Origin of the sequence: Microbulbifer mangrovi, assembly GCF_002009015.1 — a bacterium.
In the GTDB taxonomy this organism is placed as follows: domain Bacteria; phylum Pseudomonadota; class Gammaproteobacteria; order Pseudomonadales; family Cellvibrionaceae; genus Microbulbifer; species Microbulbifer mangrovi.
In genome coordinates this window covers 1-19,257 of the sequence record NZ_LZDE01000263.1, presented here as the reverse complement: position 1 = coordinate 19,257, position 19,257 = coordinate 1, and the positions used below count along the sequence as shown (strand labels likewise).

The 19,257-nt window shown below is 56.0% G+C and carries 13 protein-coding genes; 2 read left to right on the top strand and 11 right to left on the bottom strand.

The features are described from left to right. Nucleotides 1-146 precede the first annotated feature (146 nt). From B4U49_RS05170 to B4U49_RS05155, 4 genes are read right to left on the bottom strand one after another with little or no spacing between them, the layout of a single operon-like run. Nucleotides 147-1,388 carry a glycoside hydrolase family 26 protein gene (locus B4U49_RS05170; RefSeq protein WP_078083512.1) on the bottom strand — a complete coding sequence of 414 codons (1,242 nt, stop codon included), beginning with the start codon at nucleotides 1,386-1,388 and terminating at the stop codon, nucleotides 147-149. Nucleotides 1,389-1,418: 30 nt separating this feature from the next. Beyond that, on the bottom strand, nucleotides 1,419-2,867 hold the full coding sequence (locus B4U49_RS05165; protein WP_078083511.1) for a glycoside-pentoside-hexuronide (GPH):cation symporter: 1,449 nt from the start codon (nucleotides 2,865-2,867) through the stop codon (nucleotides 1,419-1,421). Nucleotides 2,868-2,924: 57 nt separating this feature from the next. Continuing rightward, nucleotides 2,925-4,262: a GH1 family beta-glucosidase gene (locus tag B4U49_RS05160; RefSeq protein ID WP_239692475.1), complete on the bottom strand. Its 1,338-nt coding sequence runs from the start codon at nucleotides 4,260-4,262 to the stop codon at nucleotides 2,925-2,927. A 50-nt stretch (nucleotides 4,263-4,312) separates the two neighbouring features. Further along, the gene (locus B4U49_RS05155; RefSeq protein WP_078083509.1) at nucleotides 4,313-5,155 is read right to left on the bottom strand and encodes a helix-turn-helix transcriptional regulator; all 843 of its coding nucleotides are present in this window, start codon (nucleotides 5,153-5,155) and stop codon (nucleotides 4,313-4,315) included. Nucleotides 5,156-5,303: 148 nt separating this feature from the next. On the opposite strand from B4U49_RS05155, the gene B4U49_RS05150 reads away from it, so the two are divergent. Both B4U49_RS05150 and B4U49_RS05145 read left to right on the top strand, forming a co-directional pair. Beyond that, nucleotides 5,304-6,995, top strand: coding sequence for a glycoside hydrolase family 43 protein (locus B4U49_RS05150; protein ID WP_078083508.1), 1,692 nt, complete (start codon nucleotides 5,304-5,306; stop codon nucleotides 6,993-6,995). Nucleotides 6,996-7,069: 74 nt separating this feature from the next. After that, on the top strand, nucleotides 7,070-7,783 hold the full coding sequence (locus B4U49_RS05145; RefSeq protein WP_078083507.1) for a phytanoyl-CoA dioxygenase family protein: 714 nt from the start codon (nucleotides 7,070-7,072) through the stop codon (nucleotides 7,781-7,783). Between the two features lie 22 nt (nucleotides 7,784-7,805). Here B4U49_RS05145 and B4U49_RS05140 read toward each other — a convergent pair whose 3' ends face one another. The 7 genes from B4U49_RS05140 to B4U49_RS05110 all read right to left on the bottom strand — a co-directional run. Next, nucleotides 7,806-8,672 (bottom strand): prolyl hydroxylase family protein, encoded by an 867-nt coding sequence (locus B4U49_RS05140; RefSeq protein WP_078083506.1) that lies wholly within the window; start codon nucleotides 8,670-8,672, stop codon nucleotides 7,806-7,808. 162 nt (nucleotides 8,673-8,834) lie between these two features. Then, complete coding sequence (locus tag B4U49_RS05135) at nucleotides 8,835-10,802, bottom strand: carbohydrate-binding protein (RefSeq protein ID WP_143735539.1); 1,968 nt, start codon at nucleotides 10,800-10,802, stop codon at nucleotides 8,835-8,837. Nucleotides 10,803-10,904: 102 nt separating this feature from the next. Continuing rightward, on the bottom strand, nucleotides 10,905-14,351 hold the full coding sequence (locus tag B4U49_RS19450) for a di-heme oxidoredictase family protein (protein WP_078083504.1): 3,447 nt from the start codon (nucleotides 14,349-14,351) through the stop codon (nucleotides 10,905-10,907). A gap of 591 nt (nucleotides 14,352-14,942) precedes the next feature. Further along, a complete protein-coding gene (locus tag B4U49_RS05125; RefSeq protein WP_078083503.1) occupies nucleotides 14,943-16,178 on the bottom strand; it encodes a helix-turn-helix domain-containing protein in 1,236 nt (411 codons plus the stop codon). 80 nt (nucleotides 16,179-16,258) lie between these two features. Continuing rightward, complete coding sequence (locus B4U49_RS05120; protein WP_078083502.1) at nucleotides 16,259-17,221, bottom strand: Gfo/Idh/MocA family protein; 963 nt, start codon at nucleotides 17,219-17,221, stop codon at nucleotides 16,259-16,261. A gap of 12 nt (nucleotides 17,222-17,233) precedes the next feature. Next, entirely contained in the window at nucleotides 17,234-18,853 is a 1,620-nt protein-coding gene (locus tag B4U49_RS05115; RefSeq protein WP_078083501.1) for a sugar porter family MFS transporter, read from the bottom strand. A 153-nt stretch (nucleotides 18,854-19,006) separates the two neighbouring features. Then, nucleotides 19,007-19,257, bottom strand: a 251-nt coding sequence (locus B4U49_RS05110; RefSeq protein ID WP_143735538.1) for a TonB-dependent receptor, incomplete at its 5' end; no start/stop codon positions are given.

Below are 19,257 nucleotides of genomic sequence, written 5' to 3'. Positions count from 1 at the left end.
ACCACCAACCACCCGCTCGCTACGTTCTCTGCCAATATTTAGGAATGATTGATGTCAACGAAACGTCAGATGACTCTCACTTCAGGCCCGCAACTGCGGGCCTTTTTTATCTGCTGTTATTTATTGGGAATGGAAGACAGGACGATTCAACGGCGTAGCTTACGATACAGGTTCTCTTCGCCATTGAGGTAGAGGGGTGCGGAAATGGTTTTGCCCCAGAAGGCAGCCACATCCAGGTTGTCGTTCAGGCGCGCATTGGACTCGGCAAAATATCCGGGACAGTTCTGGTCTAGTTGCTGGCTCCACATCGGCGAGTATTCACTGTCGTTCCAACGGGCATTGATATAGGAAATAGCCCGCACAACATCGCGGTGGTCGCGCACATGCTGGTCGAAGGTGCTGATCCACTGTTTTGCCCGCTCGGGTTGCTCGGCCAGGTCGATTTGATCCGTGCATTCCCCGGTGTGCGGCGTCACTTCGGCAATGAACACTTTCAGGCCGTGCTCCCGCGCAAACCGGCGCTCTTCCAGTCCCACCTTTTCATTGCTGTTGGTGAAATAGGAATAACCGATCCAGTCCACATAGGGTCCTTCCCCATCTGCCTGGGGATAAAACTCTTGCAGGGTTTCGTAGCTCGCGTAGCCGTAGGACTGCATCACATAGGCAACGTTATCCACACCCTTTTTTTCCAGATAACGACGGATATACTTGAAAGCCGCCTTGTACTGCTGCGCATCGTAGCCATTCCAGGGACCATCAAACTCGTAGCCCACACGCAAAAATACCGGACGCTCACCCAGCGCGTTCAACCAGCTCGCAAAGTCATCGAGCAGGTAATCAAACTCACCGCGAGCAATACGCGCCGTGTTGCAGTGCTCCTCTCCGGTACACACTTCACCACCACCTTCGCCCTTTTCCCCAAGGGGGCCCGCGATATACAGGCCGATAGCGACCACCGCCTCGTCAAATTCAGGCTCGTGCAACAAACAGTCCGTGCACTGCTCGCCGCTACCCCAGTTGGTGCTCTCCAGCAAGCCATCGTTACCGCGATACTTCCTGGGGTACTCCGGAGCCACCTTTGGATAGCGGTTACCTACCTGATAGGAAACATAATCGGTAAATCCGGCGGGCCTGGGCACGAGATTGTTTTCCGCCAGTTGATAGTAGGCCTTCGTTGCTGCGAGGTTCTGCCCCGCTACAACGAGTACCCGCTCATCTACCGGTTCAAACTTGGATATGGCGGTCGTCTGCTGGGGCGGTTTCGACATCCACGCCCAGGCACCGGTGCTGATACCGGCGCTGAACGCAATAGCCGCAGCAATGGCGGTCACGCTGGTGAACGCGGTGCTTTGCAGATTTTTAGTTTCACATTTTTCTGTGGCGGTCATTTGCAAGTCCTTTTATTGATCACGGCTTTTTCAGGTAGCGGAGGGGGCATTCCCTTCGTTGCCACCTTTGCCATCGCTTTTTTGTGCAACCGTATTTTTTCTGGCAGGGCATTCAGTATCCGCCGCTGCCTGCTGATGCAGCCTGCGCATTTCGGCACTGCTCAGCCGATAGAATCTGATGATAACGCCGTTGGCGAGGCCACAGACGGCCGGCAGCAATGCCACCAGTACCACAATCCCGGTGAGCGCCTGCGCGGTCTGCGCCTGGTTCGCCTCGTAGCCGTAGTAAGCCAGCAGCCAACCGGTCATGGCGCCACCGATCGCCAGGCCCAGCTTGATCACCAGCAAGTGGGCAGAGAACGCCATCGCCATATTCTTGTTACCGCCTTGGCGGGCACCGTAGTCGACCGTATCCGGCACCATGGAAAACATCAGGGGAACCACAATCATCTGGCAGAAATTGGCCAGCATGAAAGCAGCAAACGCGAGCACCAATTGGTCCCCGGGCACAATGAATAGCAGCAGATGAAACAGGACCACACCAATATTGGCCAGCTGGAACAGACGGACCTTGCACAGATATTTGGTGAGGAAGTTGGTAAGCAAGGCGCCGGCTACTGCCGCCATCATGCCGGCGGTAATGAACTGGCTCACCAGCTCTTCGCGGTCGAGAAAATACTTAACGTAGTAAGGCGTGACTGCACTGCGTACGGCGACCAGCACCAGCAGGAAAAACGTGATTCCCGCGATGATCAGCCACTGGCGATTTGCCAGCAGCAGAAACAGGTCCGCGGCGATGGATTGCTTTTGTGCTCCCGCTTCCTCCTGTACCCGTTCGCGGGTGGTCCAGAAGCAAACCATGAAACACACCACTGCGATTGCAGACAGCAGCCCCAAGGTTATCTGATAGCCGCGCGCCAGATCTCCGTCGACACCGCCAGAAAAATGATGCACCAGGGGCATGGTCAGCGCGGTCACGATGGCACCACCCACCATCGCCATCGCAAAGCGGTATGACTGCACCGAAGCACGCTCCCTGGGGTCTCCGGTGATAACACCACCGAGTGCGGAATAGGGAATATTGATAATGGTGTACACGGTCATCAATGCGGCGTAGGTGATGTAGGCATAGATCAGCTTGCCGTTATCGGATAAATCCGGCGTGCTAAATGCCAGTACCGCGAGGCCGCCATAGGGAAGTGCCGCAAACAACAGCCACGGGCGATAGCGCCCCCAGCGGCTGCGAGTGCGATCCGCCAGCCCGCCCATTACCGGGTCGGTCACTGCATCGAACAGCCTGACCGCCAGCATCAGGGTACCTACGGCAGCGGCGGAAATACCGAAAACATCCGTATAGAAAATCATCATGAAATTGATGACCACCTGAAATACGATATTGCTGGCGGTATCGCCGAGCCCGTAACCCAACTTTTCTTTCAGGGTTAAGCGCCCTGTCGGCTGCCCAACATTTCCGCCCATCTCACACCTCACCTTTATATTTATTTAATCTGCATCGTCTGCGGCTAACAGTCGTATCTAGCGGTTACGTCGCAGAGACATCAATTGCTTCAACGCCTGGGCACTTGCCTTCGGTGTTCTCTGCTGACTCATATAGTCCACGTGGAAAAGCCCGAAGCGTTTGTCGTAGCCCTCCGCCCACTCGAAGTTATCCAGCAGGCTCCAGGCAAAATAACCGCGCAGGTCAACGCCCGATGCAATCGCATCCTCCGCCGCGTTCAGGTGTGCCTGCAGGTAAGCAACGCGCACCGCATCATCCACCACACCGTTCCGTATCTGGTCATCCGCTGCCATGCCGTTTTCTGTCACATACAGGGGCGGGCAACGAGGATGGCTGGCAAGATGCTGCAGCGTACGCGTTAGCCCCTGGGGGTAGATTTCCCATCCCATCGCGGTCGCATCTGTGCCACGGTAAGGTGACACCTCATATCCGGCACTACCGTCGGCCGCCTTCACCTGATTGCGGGTGTAGTAATTCAGGCCGATAAAATCCAGGCCGGCCTGGATAAGCACCATATCCCCCGGCAGCACCAGAGGTACGCAGTCCGGGTGTCGATTGAGAACCGGCTCTGGGTAGGTGCCTTCGAGCAATGGCTGCAGGAAAAGGTCACGATTTTCCATATCTGCCAGCGCGCAGGCGTTTTGGTCGGCGAGGGAGTTCTCGATCGGGTCCGACGGGGAAATATTCAGAACAATCCCCACTTCAGCCAGCGGTGCATTGGCACGCAGCTTGGGAAGCGCGAGACCATGGGCAAGCAGCAGGTGATGCGCGGCCTGGTAAGCATGCTTGCGATTGCGTTCGCCCGGTGCGTGTATTCCATGCAGGTAGCCCAAAAAGGCGCTGCACCAGGGTTCGTTTAAGGTCGAATAGGAAACAACCTGATCACCAAACGCCCGGCTGACCACATCCGCGTAGTACGCAAACGCATAGGCAGTTTCCCGGTTCAGCCAGCCGCCGCGATCCTGCAGGTATTGCGGCAAGTCCCAGTGGTACAGGGTGACGTAGGGCTTGATACCCCGCTCATTGAGGTAGTTGAGCTGACGCCGGTAATGATCGATCGCCGCCTGATTGATCGCCCCCCGTGTATCGGTAATCACCCGCGGCCAGGCGATGGAAAAGCGATAAGCGTCCACTCCCAGATCCTGGACCAGGGCGAGATCTTCCTCCCACAGGAAATAATTGTCGCAGGCACGGCTGCCGTCATCACCATTGGCCACCCGGCCCGGTTCCTTGCAAAAGGTATCCCAGATACTGGGTACACGACCATCGACATCCGATGCACCCTCGATCTGAAAAGCGGCGGTCGCCACACCGAAAATAAACTCTTTTTTCAGCAGCGGCGAATCGGGTTGCAAGGTTAATTCAAAGCGGTTTTGGTTACGGGAGGTACGCGGAGCACTCATGGCTACAGGCTCTCCACCGTTGTTTTCCTGAACGCCTGCGGAGTAACGCCGAACACACGTTTGAACTTGCTGCAAAAATGCGCGCTATCGCTGAACTCGCACTGAAAGGCGATATCGGCGATACGCAGTTTGCTGGTAGATAGCAATTGCACCGCGTGCTGCAGCTTCCTCTTCAGCAGGAAGTCCTGATAACGGATATTCAGTGTGGAGTGAAATAAGCGGGAGAAATGGCTGCGTGAGATATCGCAGAGTTCTGCTGCCTGATCCAGGGTGAGCGACAGCTTGCTGCTGTCCTGGAAATATTTCAGCACCGGTTCCAGCCGCCCGAGCCCGGTAGAGCGCGAAACATCGGCTGCGTCTTCGCGAATAACAACTTGCTCCACCTGCACCAGCAGCAACTGCAAAACCCGGTTGCGAATCAGCAGCTGTTCCGGATTGCTGTTTACCTCGCAACACCAATGCAACATCATGGTCAGCCGCTGCAACATATTTTCCTGCAGGCGACAGATTGCACTGGGCATATCCTGCGCTGTGTAGCCGAGCGATAACTCGTCCATCACCTGCGGTTCGAACTGCAACAGAAAAAATTCCTGCTCGCCAAATTCCATCACCATTTCGTGCACGGAAAGGGAAGGAAGGTAGAGCAATGTTCCGTCTTCGATGGGAAATTCATCCCCATCCAGAAATATTTTCCCCGCCCCCTTCACGAACAACATCACCTCGAACATCATGTGAAAATGCGGCGCGATATCGCACCGGTCCTGGGGTGAAAACTGGTAGTAGGCGGATTTTACCGTCTGCCCCTGAGGCAGCTCGATATTTTCGTACAAGAGGGCACTGTTCATCTCAGTTTTCCTCGCTCTCAATCGCGCTAAATGCTCTTCAATTTGCAAAAGAGCAATATTTTTATATTTATTGGTAATTTGCTTACATATATAAGCAGTTCATATCAATATCATACTGCAAAGAACGATAAAGTCTACGGAGTAAGCGGTGACGCAATTTATTCAGAACCCCATTCTTCCGGGTTTCAATCCCGATCCGAGCGTCATCCGCGTGGGCGAAGATTTCTATATCGCGACCTCTACCTTTGAATGGTTTCCGGGGATCCGCATCCACCATTCCAGGGACCTGGTGAACTGGCGTCTTGTGGGCCACGTGCTTACCCGACGCGACCAGATCGACATGCGCGGTTTCAATAATTCCGATGGGGTATGGGCGCCGGCGCTGAGTCATGCCGACGGTAAGTTCTGGATAACCTTTTCCTGCACCCATAACAGCCGAGGTGGTGCCTGGATGAGTACACCCTGCTATGTGGTGACCGCTGAAGATATTGCCGGCCCCTGGAGTGACCCTACCCCCATTGGTGGTTCAGGATTTGATCCAGCCCTGTTTCACGATGACGACGGCCGCAAGTGGGTGGTAAACATGACCTGGGATGGGCGCGCCGGATACAACAATTTCGGCAGTATCACCGTGCAGGAATTTGATACGGAAAAAGGGAGGCTTGCCGGTGAGCGCATTGGCATTTTTTCCGGCACCGAACTCGGTTGTACCGAAGGGCCGCAGATTCTGAAAAAGGACGGTTTCTATTACCTGGTCACTGCCGAAGGCGGAACCGAGTGGAACCATGCGGTTACTGTTTGTCGTTCCAGAAGTCTTACTGGCCCTTATGAACTCCACCCCCAGAAATATGTACTCAGCTCCCGCTTCCAGGAAGAAAATCCCTTACAACGCGCGGGCCACGGGTTTTTCGTCGATACGCCAAGCGGCGAGTGGTATCTCACTCATCTGTGTGGGCGCCCTGTGTACGACCCCGAAGCGTATTCCTACGGCCCCAGGTACGCGACCGGCTTTTCCATTCTCGGGCGGGAAACCGGCATTCAGAAAATCCTCTGGCGAGACGGCTGGCCGTGGCTTGCCAATGGCGGCAACGCACCGGAATTTCGTGTGGCGGCACCGGACCTCGCCCCCCATCCCTGGCCCGAGCAATCGGCCGGCGATGATTTTACCGGCGATACACTCTCGCCCCAGTGGCAGACGTTGCGTGAGCCCGCAGAGGAAACCTGGTGCACACTGAATGCGAAGCCCGGCAGCCTGAGAATGAAGGGTCGCCACTATCTGTCTTCCCGGTTTGATCAGAGCCTGCTGGCGCGACGTATCGAGCACCACAAGATGCGCGCGGAAATACTGATGGACTTCCACCCGGAGTCGCCCATGCACATGGCCGGTCTGGTGGTGTATTACGACAACAGTAACTATTACTTTCTGAAAATCAGCCGCGATGACAATGGCGATAAAACCGTACAGGTGTGCGCTTCAGTCGCCGGCGAATACCGCGAACCCGGGGGCAGCGGCCAAGCGGGCGATACGGCGCGTATCGAAAGTGATGCGCCGCTCTACCTTCGCGTTACCCTGGACACCCAGTGGTATCAATTCAGCTATTCAGCCGATGGCCGTCACTGGGCCAATATCGGCCCGCGTCTGAACAGCACACCACTCTCCGACGAGTACGGGAATCTGATCTTCAAGTTCACTGGCAGCATGGTGGGCATCTTCGCCTGCGATGTAAGTGAAGGTGGAATCCATGCGGACTTCGCCCACTTCAAATACCAGCCGCTGGGTAACGAAAGTAAAACTGCGCAGCCGAATCAAGATCTGGCACAAGCGGACGCAGTCCAGTGATGCTCCGGGATCACTCGAACCCTTAACAATAAGCAGAAGCAAATAGAGTTTCGTACGAGCGAGGTTATCGAACAATGGACACCCAACTATTGGCAAAGCAATTCTGGGATCAGGGCTATCTGGTGCTGGAGGATTTCTTTCCCGCGGCGCTGATGGATCAATACCAGGGGCTGATTCTCGACCACTTCGGTGAAAACCCCGAGTTTGTCCACAACGACGAGTTTCTGGAGAAGTCCGCAACCCAGGTTATCCCCTGGTTCCCCCAGCGCGAGGGCTGTGCAGCATTCGATATCGCAGAACAGGATGCACGCCTGCAGGCTCTCACCGAAGAAATTCTCGGTACAGGCTGGTACTCCCAGTACAGCATGGTGATGTTCTCCCGCCAGGGTACCAAGGGCCAGGCGTGGCACCAGGACTGCCGCACCGACAATCCCAACCTGTTCAATGTCAATCGACTGATTTATACCGCCGATATTACCGACGAAATCGGCGGACAGACGCTGGTGGTTCCCGCGTCCCACAAGCGCGGCACCATCTCGGTGGGTCCGGTGGATGAAGATTTCTCCGACCAGGTGGTGTTAAAACCCAGCAAAGGTACCCTGGTTCTCCTCCACGGCCACACCTGGCACAGGGTGCTACCAGTGAGCGGCAAGTACCGGGTATCCACAAATTACCGCTGTGCGTCCATGGGGACACCGGAAGACATTACGGATATCTGTGTATATCGGAATATGCGCTATCAGTTTTCCACCAGCGAAGTTATCGAGGATCGCTTACTCGCAGTTTGACGCTCCACAGCTTGTCCGCGACTCAGGTGATTTTCGGGTCGCGCTCACGGACAAGCTGCTCTCCTTCTCCCCGCGCGCGAAACCACTTGGTGATAATCACCTTTTCCCCGCGGGTGACCGGCATCCCACAATGTAAGCTATCCGGATTTGGCCGCCCATCCTGCTTCAGGCTATTCCAGATCACCGCGCTGCCGGCTTGCGGTGCAAACCCTTTATCCAAACGGGTAAAGCGGGTCTCACCGCCGTCACAGCCCGCATTCAGATAAATCATAAACGTCCAAGTGCGCTGTCCGCGCAGCGCTGCATAGCGACGATACTCGCCGCTGCCCGGCTCAAAGTAGTCCGTATGCGGCTTGAACTGCTGTCCCTGCCTGTACCACTGGGCCTGGATGGATTCTGAATATGCCGGGTTGATTCCCAGGGTTCGGCAGATCCGGGTATCCAGCTCGGCAATTGCGGGATCGCTGATCAAACCGAGATCGCATGTGCTGCTGGTGCGGTATCCGCGGTATCGGTCCTGTTCGTTGGTGGTAGTGGAAGGTCGCAACTTGGGACGCACCAGGTTGATGATCCCGGCACACTCATCCACAGACAGGAAGTTTTCCAGGAAATACAGTTGCAGACGTCCATCGGTATCGATCTGGCGGGCTCCACGCGGTATTACCCCGGCAGCCAGGGCTTCGCCCATGGTCGGCAAAAAATCATCACTGCGGGGGACGGTGCGGGATGCCTGAGAAGGGTTAACCGGCCAATAGTTGAGGGTGCGGGCGGTGAGGTCGGGACAGAAATTATTCGCCACCAGTATCCGGTATAACTCACCCGGATTGCAGCCACGGCCCACGTTGGTCTCGATCCAGTTACGCCAGCTGGTATCAAATTCGGTAATCATCTGGCTAAACCTCTTTTATTGTTTTTCTGGGTTTTGCGTTAATTTTTGTACGGCTCTCTGCTCTGCAGCACAACTAATTCTTTCTTTTCGCTTGCTCTACTGTCAATACACAACGCCGGCGCCCACCCACAGGCAGGCAAGACGCCGGCGTTTCAGCCTCAATCAGTCTCCCAGGATAAATCCGTTTTGCCCGGTCACCAGTGACTTGAAGTGCGCTTTGATATTCGCGTCAATCTGCACACGTGTATCAGAGTACTTGAAGTAGTTCTGTCCGGCCTGATCCTGTGCATTCGCCCACTGCGGCTGACTGCTCCAATCGGCGTTGATGTAGTGCCAGGCTTTGGTAGACGTGCGTTCGACTTCAGCCAGCTTGTTATTGAACCACTGCAGGTCGTTGTGCAGGGTCACACTGCCGTCGGGGCTGCTACCGGTGCCGTTGAACGGCAGTTTGAAATCGTACTGGTGGAACAACGCTCCGTGTGGCGTGGCTTCGGCGATAAAATGCGGTAAGCCTTCGGCTTCCGCTATCGCCGCTTCTTCCCCGACATCCGAATCAAACTGTGAGGAACCCACCCAGTCCACATACTGTTTTCCGGGCCAGTAGCCCTGCTCGGTATTGCCCAGGGTTGCAGTCGTTCGACCGGTGCCATGGAAGGAGTCGGATTGCCAGACATGAGCGACGTTTCCTACACCGTGGCCATCCAGGAAAGTACGCACATATTTAAACGTCTCACGGAAATTCACATCGGACCAGCCGCCCGCATCGCCGTTGAACTCGTAACAGGTGCGCAGCAGGAATCGGGTATCGCCGTGGGCATTAAAGAAATCCGCCAGCTCTGTGAGCAGATCGTCGTAGGCACCGCCATTATAGAGGGAGGGCATACGGTCGTTACTCGGGCACCACAGACCGATGGAAACCACTTCCGGGCTGTAAGCATTGATCAACCACTCGATATTCATCTCACCGGAGCCCCAGTGATTCTGGCGATAGCCATTATCAAAGCAGCCGCTGGCGGAGTTGGAATAGTAGTTGCCCACGCTCTTCAATCCGTCCAGCCCCTTGAAGCAGTAGCTGCCATCGTAGTTGGACTCACCGCGAGACAGGGTGGTGTACATGGTGAAACCGCTCGGGGAAGGCAGGTCGGATTGCGCCATGTAACCCTCGATAGACGCCTTGTCCTGGCCGACGATAAAGTAGCGCTGACCGTCCGCCGGGATCACCGGTTTGCCCGCGCTGGGAGTCGGTGTAGGCGTTGGTGTCGGCGTCGGGGTTGGCGTGGGCGTCGGTTCCGGCGAGGAGCTGCTACTGCTGAACTCGATATAGTCGACGTTCATCGCTGCGTCGCCATTTTCAAATACCAGTGCAACGGTCGCACCCTCTGGAATTTCGACCTGATGTGTAACCGATGCATAGTTGCCGGTCCAACCGCCGGTAGCACTGAACGGTATATCACCCGCATCACTGCCATTGATTTTCAGCGATACACGACCGCTGTTCTGGGAGGCAAAGTAAACGGTCAGCGCATTGGAAGCTGGCACATTGCTCAGGCTGAAACCCGCACCGCTTTCATAGATGTAGGCAACGCCGGCACCACCGGATGCAGCGCCGTCATTGTAAATTTCCGCCACGCCGGACAGGCTGCCACTTTCCGCCTCCAGTTTGGTGATCGACGGTGTGGGCGATGGACTCGGGCTGGGTGTCGGAGACGGTGTTGGGGTAGGTGTGGGTGTCGGGCTTGGCGTGGGAGTCGGTGTGGGCGCCGGTGCACCGGTACACGAGTCCGGTGTCGTCGCCGGATGCATTTCTCCGTACTCTGCCGGCGAATAGTAACCGTCTACCCCGGGGCCCTCGAGACGGAACTCCACTTCGCCACCGCTGTAACTGATAGTGCTCACGCACTGCCCTGGTACACAGCTGGAGTCCGAGTTCCATATCCACTGGCCGTCGTTGTACCCGGCAATCCATACGGTGCCGCCGGCGGTAATATTGGAATCGTTGAATACCAGGTTGCCGTTTTCGGTACACACGGATGCGGCTTCAACGCCCTGGGACGCCAGACCGGAACCACACCCGACCAATGTACAGGCGATCGCCGTCGCCAGCATTTTGCGCTGCTTTAATCGCTTCATCTTCGCTTTGCCTTTTCTTAGGTTTTTATCGGACTTTGGAATAGAGGCCCCGACTACAAACATCCGGGGCCACTACGTTTGGGGGGAACAGAAATAGTTCGCTTACAGAGAGCGCAGGAAGCGCACTATGTTCGCTTTCTCTTCAGCGGTGAGCGCCGGCACCGAGCCATTGCCGTGCGCGTCAATCGCATCCTCAAGAGAGGTGGCGCGACCGTCGTGCATGAACAGTGTGTTCTTGCCATTGCGCTCCAGCAGCTCGATGTTCTGGCCGATAGCCCACAGTGCCGGAGTGCGGAAATCGCCACCGGTGCCCACATCCCACAGCTTCATGTCGGTGTAGGGGCGAATTGAAAGGTTCCGAGCCCACTCCGGTGCATCGCTGCGGGTTTTCTGGGTCGGCTGGTGACAGCCGGCACAACCCGCTTCATGGAAAGCAACCTCACCGTCTGCCACCTGCGGATCCACATAGGTATCGTAATCGCGCACCGGTACGTGCAGGGTCTCTGTGTACTTCACCACCTGGTCAAAGGTCTTCGCACCGATATCCGACGGGGTCAGGCCCAGGTCGGCCAATAGCGCGTTCTCCGCCTGTTCGCGCACGGTGGCGACGGAGCCATCCCAGGTCAGCCCGGTCTCGGCACCGGCAATCCACTCCAGCAAACCGACACCGAAGGTAGGCGGTGCCAGCAGTGGGCCTTTCGCAGTCTGCACCACGAAATCCGAGCGACCGTCGCGGAAGTGACAGTCGCCACAGGAGCCCTCACCCGCATCCTTGATGACGATGCCGTTCACATCCTTGATCGCTGTACTGCCGGCGAATCCGGACGCGTTCGGCTTGCCGCCGGTTACCTGTGGCACCCCGTGAAACGCGTGATGGCCCCAGATAAAGTCATCCACATCCTCGGCGGTCTGTACCGTGGTCAGCTGCTGGGTAAAACGCGCGTTACGCTCTTCGCCTTCCACCGGGTTACAACCATTGGAGTGCACCATCCGCACACCCGCAGGACCGGCCAGGTTCAAGCGCGGGTCACCGGTAGCGGTGGTGAAGCCCTGCCCCAGCGTGGTGTTCTGCATGGTGTTGTACACCTGGGAACTGATCGAGGTGCCGCCCGGGAAATTGTTCTGGGCAGTGGGGAAAGTGGCTTCCCAGCTGATGATCTGGCCGTAGTCGAAACTGTTCGCCGGCAGCGGATAGCTGTTGACGATGTACTGCGGCCCCTGACAGTTACCGGCACCCCACTCGAACGCCTCGATGCGCAGCGGCCCGGTGCTCGCGTGGGGCTGGATCGCAAATTCCCCTTCACCGTCCACAAAGGTGGTGGTGTAGCGCTCGAGACCCGAGGTCAGCGAGTTGTTGTAGGGCGTAGCATCGACGGACACAAACTCTTCCGGGCGGTCCCGTGAATGCGGGTGACCATGGCGCTGCCAGTTGGCACTGGTGTAAGTCCTGGTCGGGCGGTCGCGGGGATCGATACGATCATCCGGGTCGTTCTCGTCGTACTCAAACAGCGCGGTATAGACCCAGTTGTCTTCCGGCTCGGCATTCACCGTGCCGTAAATGCGGTAGCGTAAAAAATAGTAGAACTTGCCGTAACAGGCCCCGGGAATTTCCGTACTGTAGGGACCAGCCAGGGTTCCGGGTATATCTGCCTTATGGAACTGGATCTGGTTGTTGGAACACCACAACTGCAGGTTAGGGTCCTTGGCGGAGCGCGGATAGCCATCACCACCCCAGGGCGAGAACTGCGCAATCAGACCACCGCTAAGATCCGGCGTGTGGCCGGGTCGCCAGGTCAGGTTGCGCCCCTCGATATCGATCGCCATACCCATGACCCGCGGCTGCAGGCCGTTGACCGCGGTTTTCAAAGCGGGGGCAGGGTGTTTCACCAGCGGCAGCTGGGGAATCAACTGCGCATCGGCAAGTTCCCAGGTGCTGAACTGGGTACCGTTGGTGTCACCGGGGCTGTTGTCTCCGGCATAGAAGTACAGCGGCTGTCCGTTGTAGGTGACCTGGTAATCGGTCACCTGCACGGTGTTACCGCACTCGTCTTCCTCGGTATAGGAGCGCTCGATGGTGCCGAAACTACCGGTCACACCACCAGCACCAACCAGGTCCTCCGGGTCGGCAACAATCACTTTTGGCCAGCTGGTTTCACAGCCGTCGACACAGTTGCTGACGTTGTCACTGTCATTGAGGAAGGTGTACAGGGCATAGCCCTCGCGCCCGGTTGCCTCACCGCCAACAAGTCGCGCAAGGCCTGCGTCGCCATCGGTCACTACCATACCTACCGTCGGCTCGGGTGCCGGTGGCGTTACCGGTTCATCGCCGCCACTGCCGGCGTCGTAACAGACCGCATCGGTAACACCCTCACCGGGCTTGACGGTAATCTGGGAAATACACTGGCCACCGCCGAATTCGCCGCCTTCCAGGCGCATTTCCAGGGTGTAGGTAGTTTCCGGGTCGATAGCACCCAGATCGGTTTCGTAGCGGTAATAGCTGTTGCCATCGGCGGTAGTGTGCAGCACCTGGTTACCGGCCTGATTCGGTGCACTGCCCTGCAGACCCCAGATGGCAAAGCCGCGACTGACACCGGCTTTTTCGGAGTGATAGGCGATGCCGCTCGTCGTCAGGCCCGCTTCAAAGCCATCACCAAATTGCGCACCCGCGTCTGCGCTCGGCCCTTCGCAGCTCGGCGTCGGAGTTGGCTCCGGAGTCGGTTCGGGCGTGGGTTCGGGAGTAGGCTCCGGCGTGGGCTCGGGGGTCGGTTCCGGGGTGGGTTCTGGCGTGGGTTCCGGGGTCGGCTCAGGCGTGGGCTCCGGGCTCGGTTCACCCGTATCGGTGAACTCGATGTAGTCGATGTTCATCGCCGAGTCGCCGTCTTCGAACAGGATTTCCAGCGCATCGCCCGCAGCGAGAGCCACATTCAAGCTCGCGGTCGCATAATTGCCACCCCAGGCACCGGTAGTGGTAAACACCAGATCGCCGGCATCGCTACCGTTTACTCGCACGCTGAGCTTGCCGGCATTTTCAGAAGCGTAGTGCACGCGGATACCGCCTGCCTCCGGCGTGTTGTCGATACGGAAGCCAGAACCATCGGTATAGATATAGGCCACACCCTGGCCGCCCGATGCTGTGCCATCATTGTAGATCTCCGCATCTCCCATCAGCGCCGCAGATTCGGCTTCCACAAGGCTGCCGCTTGGTGTCGGTGTGGGGCTCGGTGTTGGGGTGGGTGTCGGCGTGGGAGTCGGCGAGGGTGCAGGCGAGCCATCACAGGCTGCAGGAACAACAGCGGCATGCATGCTGCTCTGGGGATAAGGCGAGTAGTACCCCTCAACCCCCGGGCCTTCCAGGCGAAACTCTACGTCACCACCGCTATAGACGATATTACTGGCACACTCACCCGCAGCGCAGGTCAGTTCTGAAGTCCACATCCAGCTGCCGTCATTGTAGCCGCCGACCCAGACACCGCCATTTGCGGTAATAGCATCATCCTGAAACACCAGGTTGCCATCCTGGGTACATACGGAAGCGGAGAATGCGGGCATGGCCGTGGCCGAAACGAGACTGGCGGCCGCAACGGCCAGTTTCAGCCGGGACCTTTTGCCATTAAAAGATTGGCTTGCGGGCGCAGATGGGAAGGAGACGGTGTAACGCCCCCGGCGATTGCGCCATTGAGACCATTGAGAGGTTCGATTCATGGTTCACCCTGAATTTATCGCTATTGGTATTAGGGCACGCGCTCACGTGCTTCTCTCATTCAGGATTTGTTGCGCACTCTCGACTCCCTGTCGCTGAAGAATACTTCCGTCATCGTAGGTTCACAGACATCCGATAACCTGCCGCGCGAGCAAATCCGGAGCCAAGAAAAACACACGGAAAGTCCATTGCAACCGGAATTGGGATCGTTATTTTAAGGTTCGATTTATTTTGGTGCGCGAAGATTATTTTAGTGCGTTCGCATTACCGGCAAGCGAGAAGAAAACCCGCAGATCAAGGCTACATGCGGCCTCCCAATCCTTTCAAATGTTGCTGATCGCAGTGTTCGAATAGGCGGCAATCCAGGTTCGAATAAATATTTTTGGTGCATATCGTCTATTCGAACCTGAAAAAGCTTTTTCCCACTTAAAATCCGAGATTCACAGCGAGGTAGAAAGTGGGCGCACCGAGGTCACACCAAACTTTTTCCGATATTGGCTCGGTGTCATTCCCACCCACTTTCTGAACAGTGTGTTGAAAGAAGATTTGCTGCGAAAACCCGCATCCTCGTAAATTTTCTGAATGGGAACCCGGCTGGGATTCTCATGCTTCAAACGAGACTTGATCTCTTCGATACGATAGTGGTTCACGAATTCGTAGAAATTCTTCTCAAAATGCCGGTTGATTGCATGGGATACCAGTTTTACCGACACCCCTGCAGCCTCCGCAAACTGGTCGACGGTTATATCCGCACGTCGGTACCAGTTCTCCTCCACCATCAGGTGCTCGAGCTTTGTGAGCAGCGCGCTATCGAATTCCGGCTCGCGCGGAACCTCCGGGATATCTGTAGTTTTTCTATCCGGAAACACGTTAACAATCCGCACCCCCTGGGAGAGCCCGAACAGTATCGCTACGGTCAGCAAGATAACCTCGAGAACACTGGGAAGATGGATAATGACCTGCTGCAGTACGAGCCAGCGGTCTTCCTGGGGAATAAACGGGGGTATCAACGCCATGGTCCAGATAAGTCCGAACCCACCGGTAACGATTACCAACCAGCGTGCGTCTACGGCATCCAGATTGCCAAAATAGTGCTGAACCTGCTTCTGATAACGGCGAAGATGCCAAAGAGTGAGCACTGCCAGCACGGCGTTGAGCGCGAAGGCGACGGTGGCAACGAGTACGTAAGGCCGCCAGAACATCTCCTGCAATCGCCCGTCAAACAGCCCCAGAAAATCCACCATAAGCGCCATAAAAAAAAGGGCAACGGGAATAAGGAAAAAGTAACGACTCAGATTTCTCCGATAGATAAGCGATGTCACATAGCGAAACAACAGCGCACCCGGAAAGAAAAACACCAGGGCAATCAGGCTGAAAGACCAAATGCCTATATTATTCGCCACCCAGCCAGACAGGGTTGCGTTGTAGGTCAGCAGAAAAACGAGCTCCGATACTCCCACCAGCAGCATAAAGTCGGATAGAACCACCGCACTGTAGCGACGCCGGCGCAGCTTGCTCTTTGATTCATCTGCCGACCTGGCGTAAAACTGGATAAGTACCTGACTGTGGAAGAAATAGAAAGCGGAAAATATTACTGACTCGATAAAGATAGTCAGAATCAATACATCATAACCATTGAAGATGGGCTGGCCAAGCGCTCCCAACAAAGTCTTCATGCATCGCCACTCGCTATTCTTATTTTAGATGGGGCAACTTACCCGGTATAATCGAGGCCTATGACTCATACCGGTTATGCTCAAGAAAACTGGCTTTTTACTTGTTCCATCACTCGCTGAAACGCCATGGATATTTCCGGTGTCACCAGATCAGACTGTATCTTGCCGGCCAGGATATCTTCACTGGCTGCGGAAATTTCGTATTCGAACCCCAGTCCTTTACGGTCGTCCGAATAGCTGTCGATACATTCATCCAGCTGATAAAGACTGCAACTGTCCGCACGCCAGAAATCTGGAATCGCGATATAGCCCTCTTCGCCGATAATATACGCCCAGTTCTGTAGCTTGCAGCGGAATGACGTTGCCAGGGTAGCTATGACACCCTCGCCGTAATCCGCTACGATCACCACATCATCCTCAACGCCATTGGGTGCCAGATGTGACCGCACCGAAAGCTCATCGGGTTCGTCACCCAAAAAGTACTGGGCAATGGCGACGGGATAGATCCCCATTTCCAGCAGGCAGCCCCCGGCCAGGCGGTTGTCGTATTCGCGGCGGTCATTGGAGTAGGGTATCGGGTATCCAAAGTCAGCTTTGATATGACGAACTTTACCGATACGCCCCTGATCCACCCACTGTTTCGCCCGCTGAATTGCCGGCAAAAACCAGGTCCACATCCCCTCCATCAGATATACACCCTTGTCCCTGGACAGGGCCGTAAGCTCTGCACACTCAGCCGCACTGACTACCAGGGGTTTCTCACACAGCACGGCCTTGCCGGCGTTGAGCACTTCAATCGTTTGTGCGCAATGAAAGTTGTGCGGCGTGGCAATGTATACGGCATCCACTTCATCACAGTCCATCAATGCCTGATAGCCCGCGAACGATTTCCTTATCGCATACTGCCTGGCAAATTCAGCCGCTGAATCTCCATTGCGTGCGGCCACAGCGACGAGCTCACCGTTTTCTACAAACTGCATATCACTGGCGAATGAATGCGCTATACGCCCCGCCCCAATAATTCCCCATCGAACTTTCTTCATTGTGCACTCCAACTAGCGGGCGGATTCCGACAAGGGGTTACGGCTGGACGATATGAGTACCGAGCCCGCGGAATTCGCTCCTTCTTTTTTGACTCCGAAATCTTTCTCCAGATGCTCCAGGGTTTTGCCTTTTGTCTCGGGCAACAGCCAGGCGACCAGAATGAAACCCAGCACGGCAAATCCGCCGTAAATACTGAAGGTACTCACGATACCGAGATGCGCCAACTCCCATGGGAAGGCGAGCTGCACCACATAGCTGACCGCACTGTTGGCCACGCCAATACAGGAAATAGCGACACCGCGCAGGGTGTTGGGGAAGATTTCTGATAACAGAACCCACATTACCGGGCCCAACGAGAATGCGAAGGAAGCCACAAAGCCGAGAATCCCCACCAGCACCATTTTTGCATCGACCTTGATCGACATCTGCAGCAGTGCACTCTGGTTGTTCAGGTATTCATTATGGTTCAACAAAGATTTGATCGCATTTTTGAACGCAACGTCGTCCTGAAAGCGACTCCCGATTAGCGGTTCCAGCTTTTGTCCGCCGTCCAACTGCAAAATCTGTTGACGCTGTTCCTCGGGGAGCTGGTAGGTTGCATGGCTGAAACTACCGGCACACATCGTCATGCTGATCACCACGCCGGCCAGACCGGCAAGCATCAGCGGCTTTCGCCCCACCCGGTCGATAAGATACATCGCCAGCAGGGTAAACAGGATATTGATGACCCCCACCCACACCGCCTGGGAGAAAGCGGCATCGGTGCCGATCCCGCTCTGCTCAAAAATCGCCGGCGCGTAGAAATAAACCGCGTTGATGCCGGTAATCTGCTGGGCAATTCCCACAATCAGCCCCAGTACCAGAACAAGCCGCATGGGCCGGCTGAACAGCTTGCGGACTGCGAGCAACCCCGACTGCCGTCCCTGGGCCACGGACTCCTGGATACACGAAATCTGCGTATTCATTGCCTCCTGAGTCATCAAGCGGGAGAACACGTTTCGCGCTTCGTTCTCGCGACCGTTCAGCAACAGCCAGCGCGGACTTTCAGGAATAAAATACAGCAACAGCAGGTACATAAGGGCTGGAATAACTTCGATGCCCAGCATCCAGCGCCAGGTATGACTATCGACGCCCATTATCACGGCCCACGCGAGGTCGCTAGCGCTCAACTTGAGAATCAGGAAATTGGCAAAGTAAGCGGCAGAGAACCCCAGCATGATATTCAGCTGGTTGATGGATACCATGCGTCCGCGGGTGTTGGCCGGGGACACTTCGGCGATGTACATGGGCGCAATGTGTAACGAAGCAAATGCCAGCCCGCCGATAAAACGCGCAAACACCAGCAGCGTGTAGGTCGTTGCCAATGCAGAACAGATTGCGGAAATTACATACAGGGCGGCAATCAACTTGAGTACCGAGCGCCGTCCAAACCTGTCGGCCATGGGTCCGGCAAGGAATGATGCAAGGATAGCCCCCAGTGTGGGCGCGCTGACTACCATGCCCTGCTGGAAATCACTCAATCCGAACTCGATCGCGGTAAAGCCGACAACGCCGGAAATCACCGAGGCGTCGAAGCCGAAAACGAATCCTCCCAGTGAAACGATCAATGCGTATCGCAGTGCCTGAGACATAACCAGCCCGCTCTTTTTTATTGTTCAAAAAAAAGCGGCAACCCGTGTCCGGATTGCCGCAATAGTCAAAGAAGAGAAAATCAAAATGACGCTGACAATTGACGTAGCCCGGGCACCCATACAAAAGGTTACAGGCACCCGGGTTCACCCGGATCAGAAGTTAGCGCGCAGCCCCAGTGCGTAGCGCGCACCGAATTCCTGAGCACTGATCAACTGGTTGCTGAAGCGACCATGTTGACGGAAATCCTCGCCGGTAACATTTAGCCCTTCGAGGAACACGGTCATGTTGTCGCTGATCTCATAGCTGGCGCTCAAGTCCCACTGACCGTAGGCTTCAGTGAATACGGGCTCGTCCGGAGCACGCAACTGATCGGTTGAAGCCAGGAAATCATCACGCCAGTTGT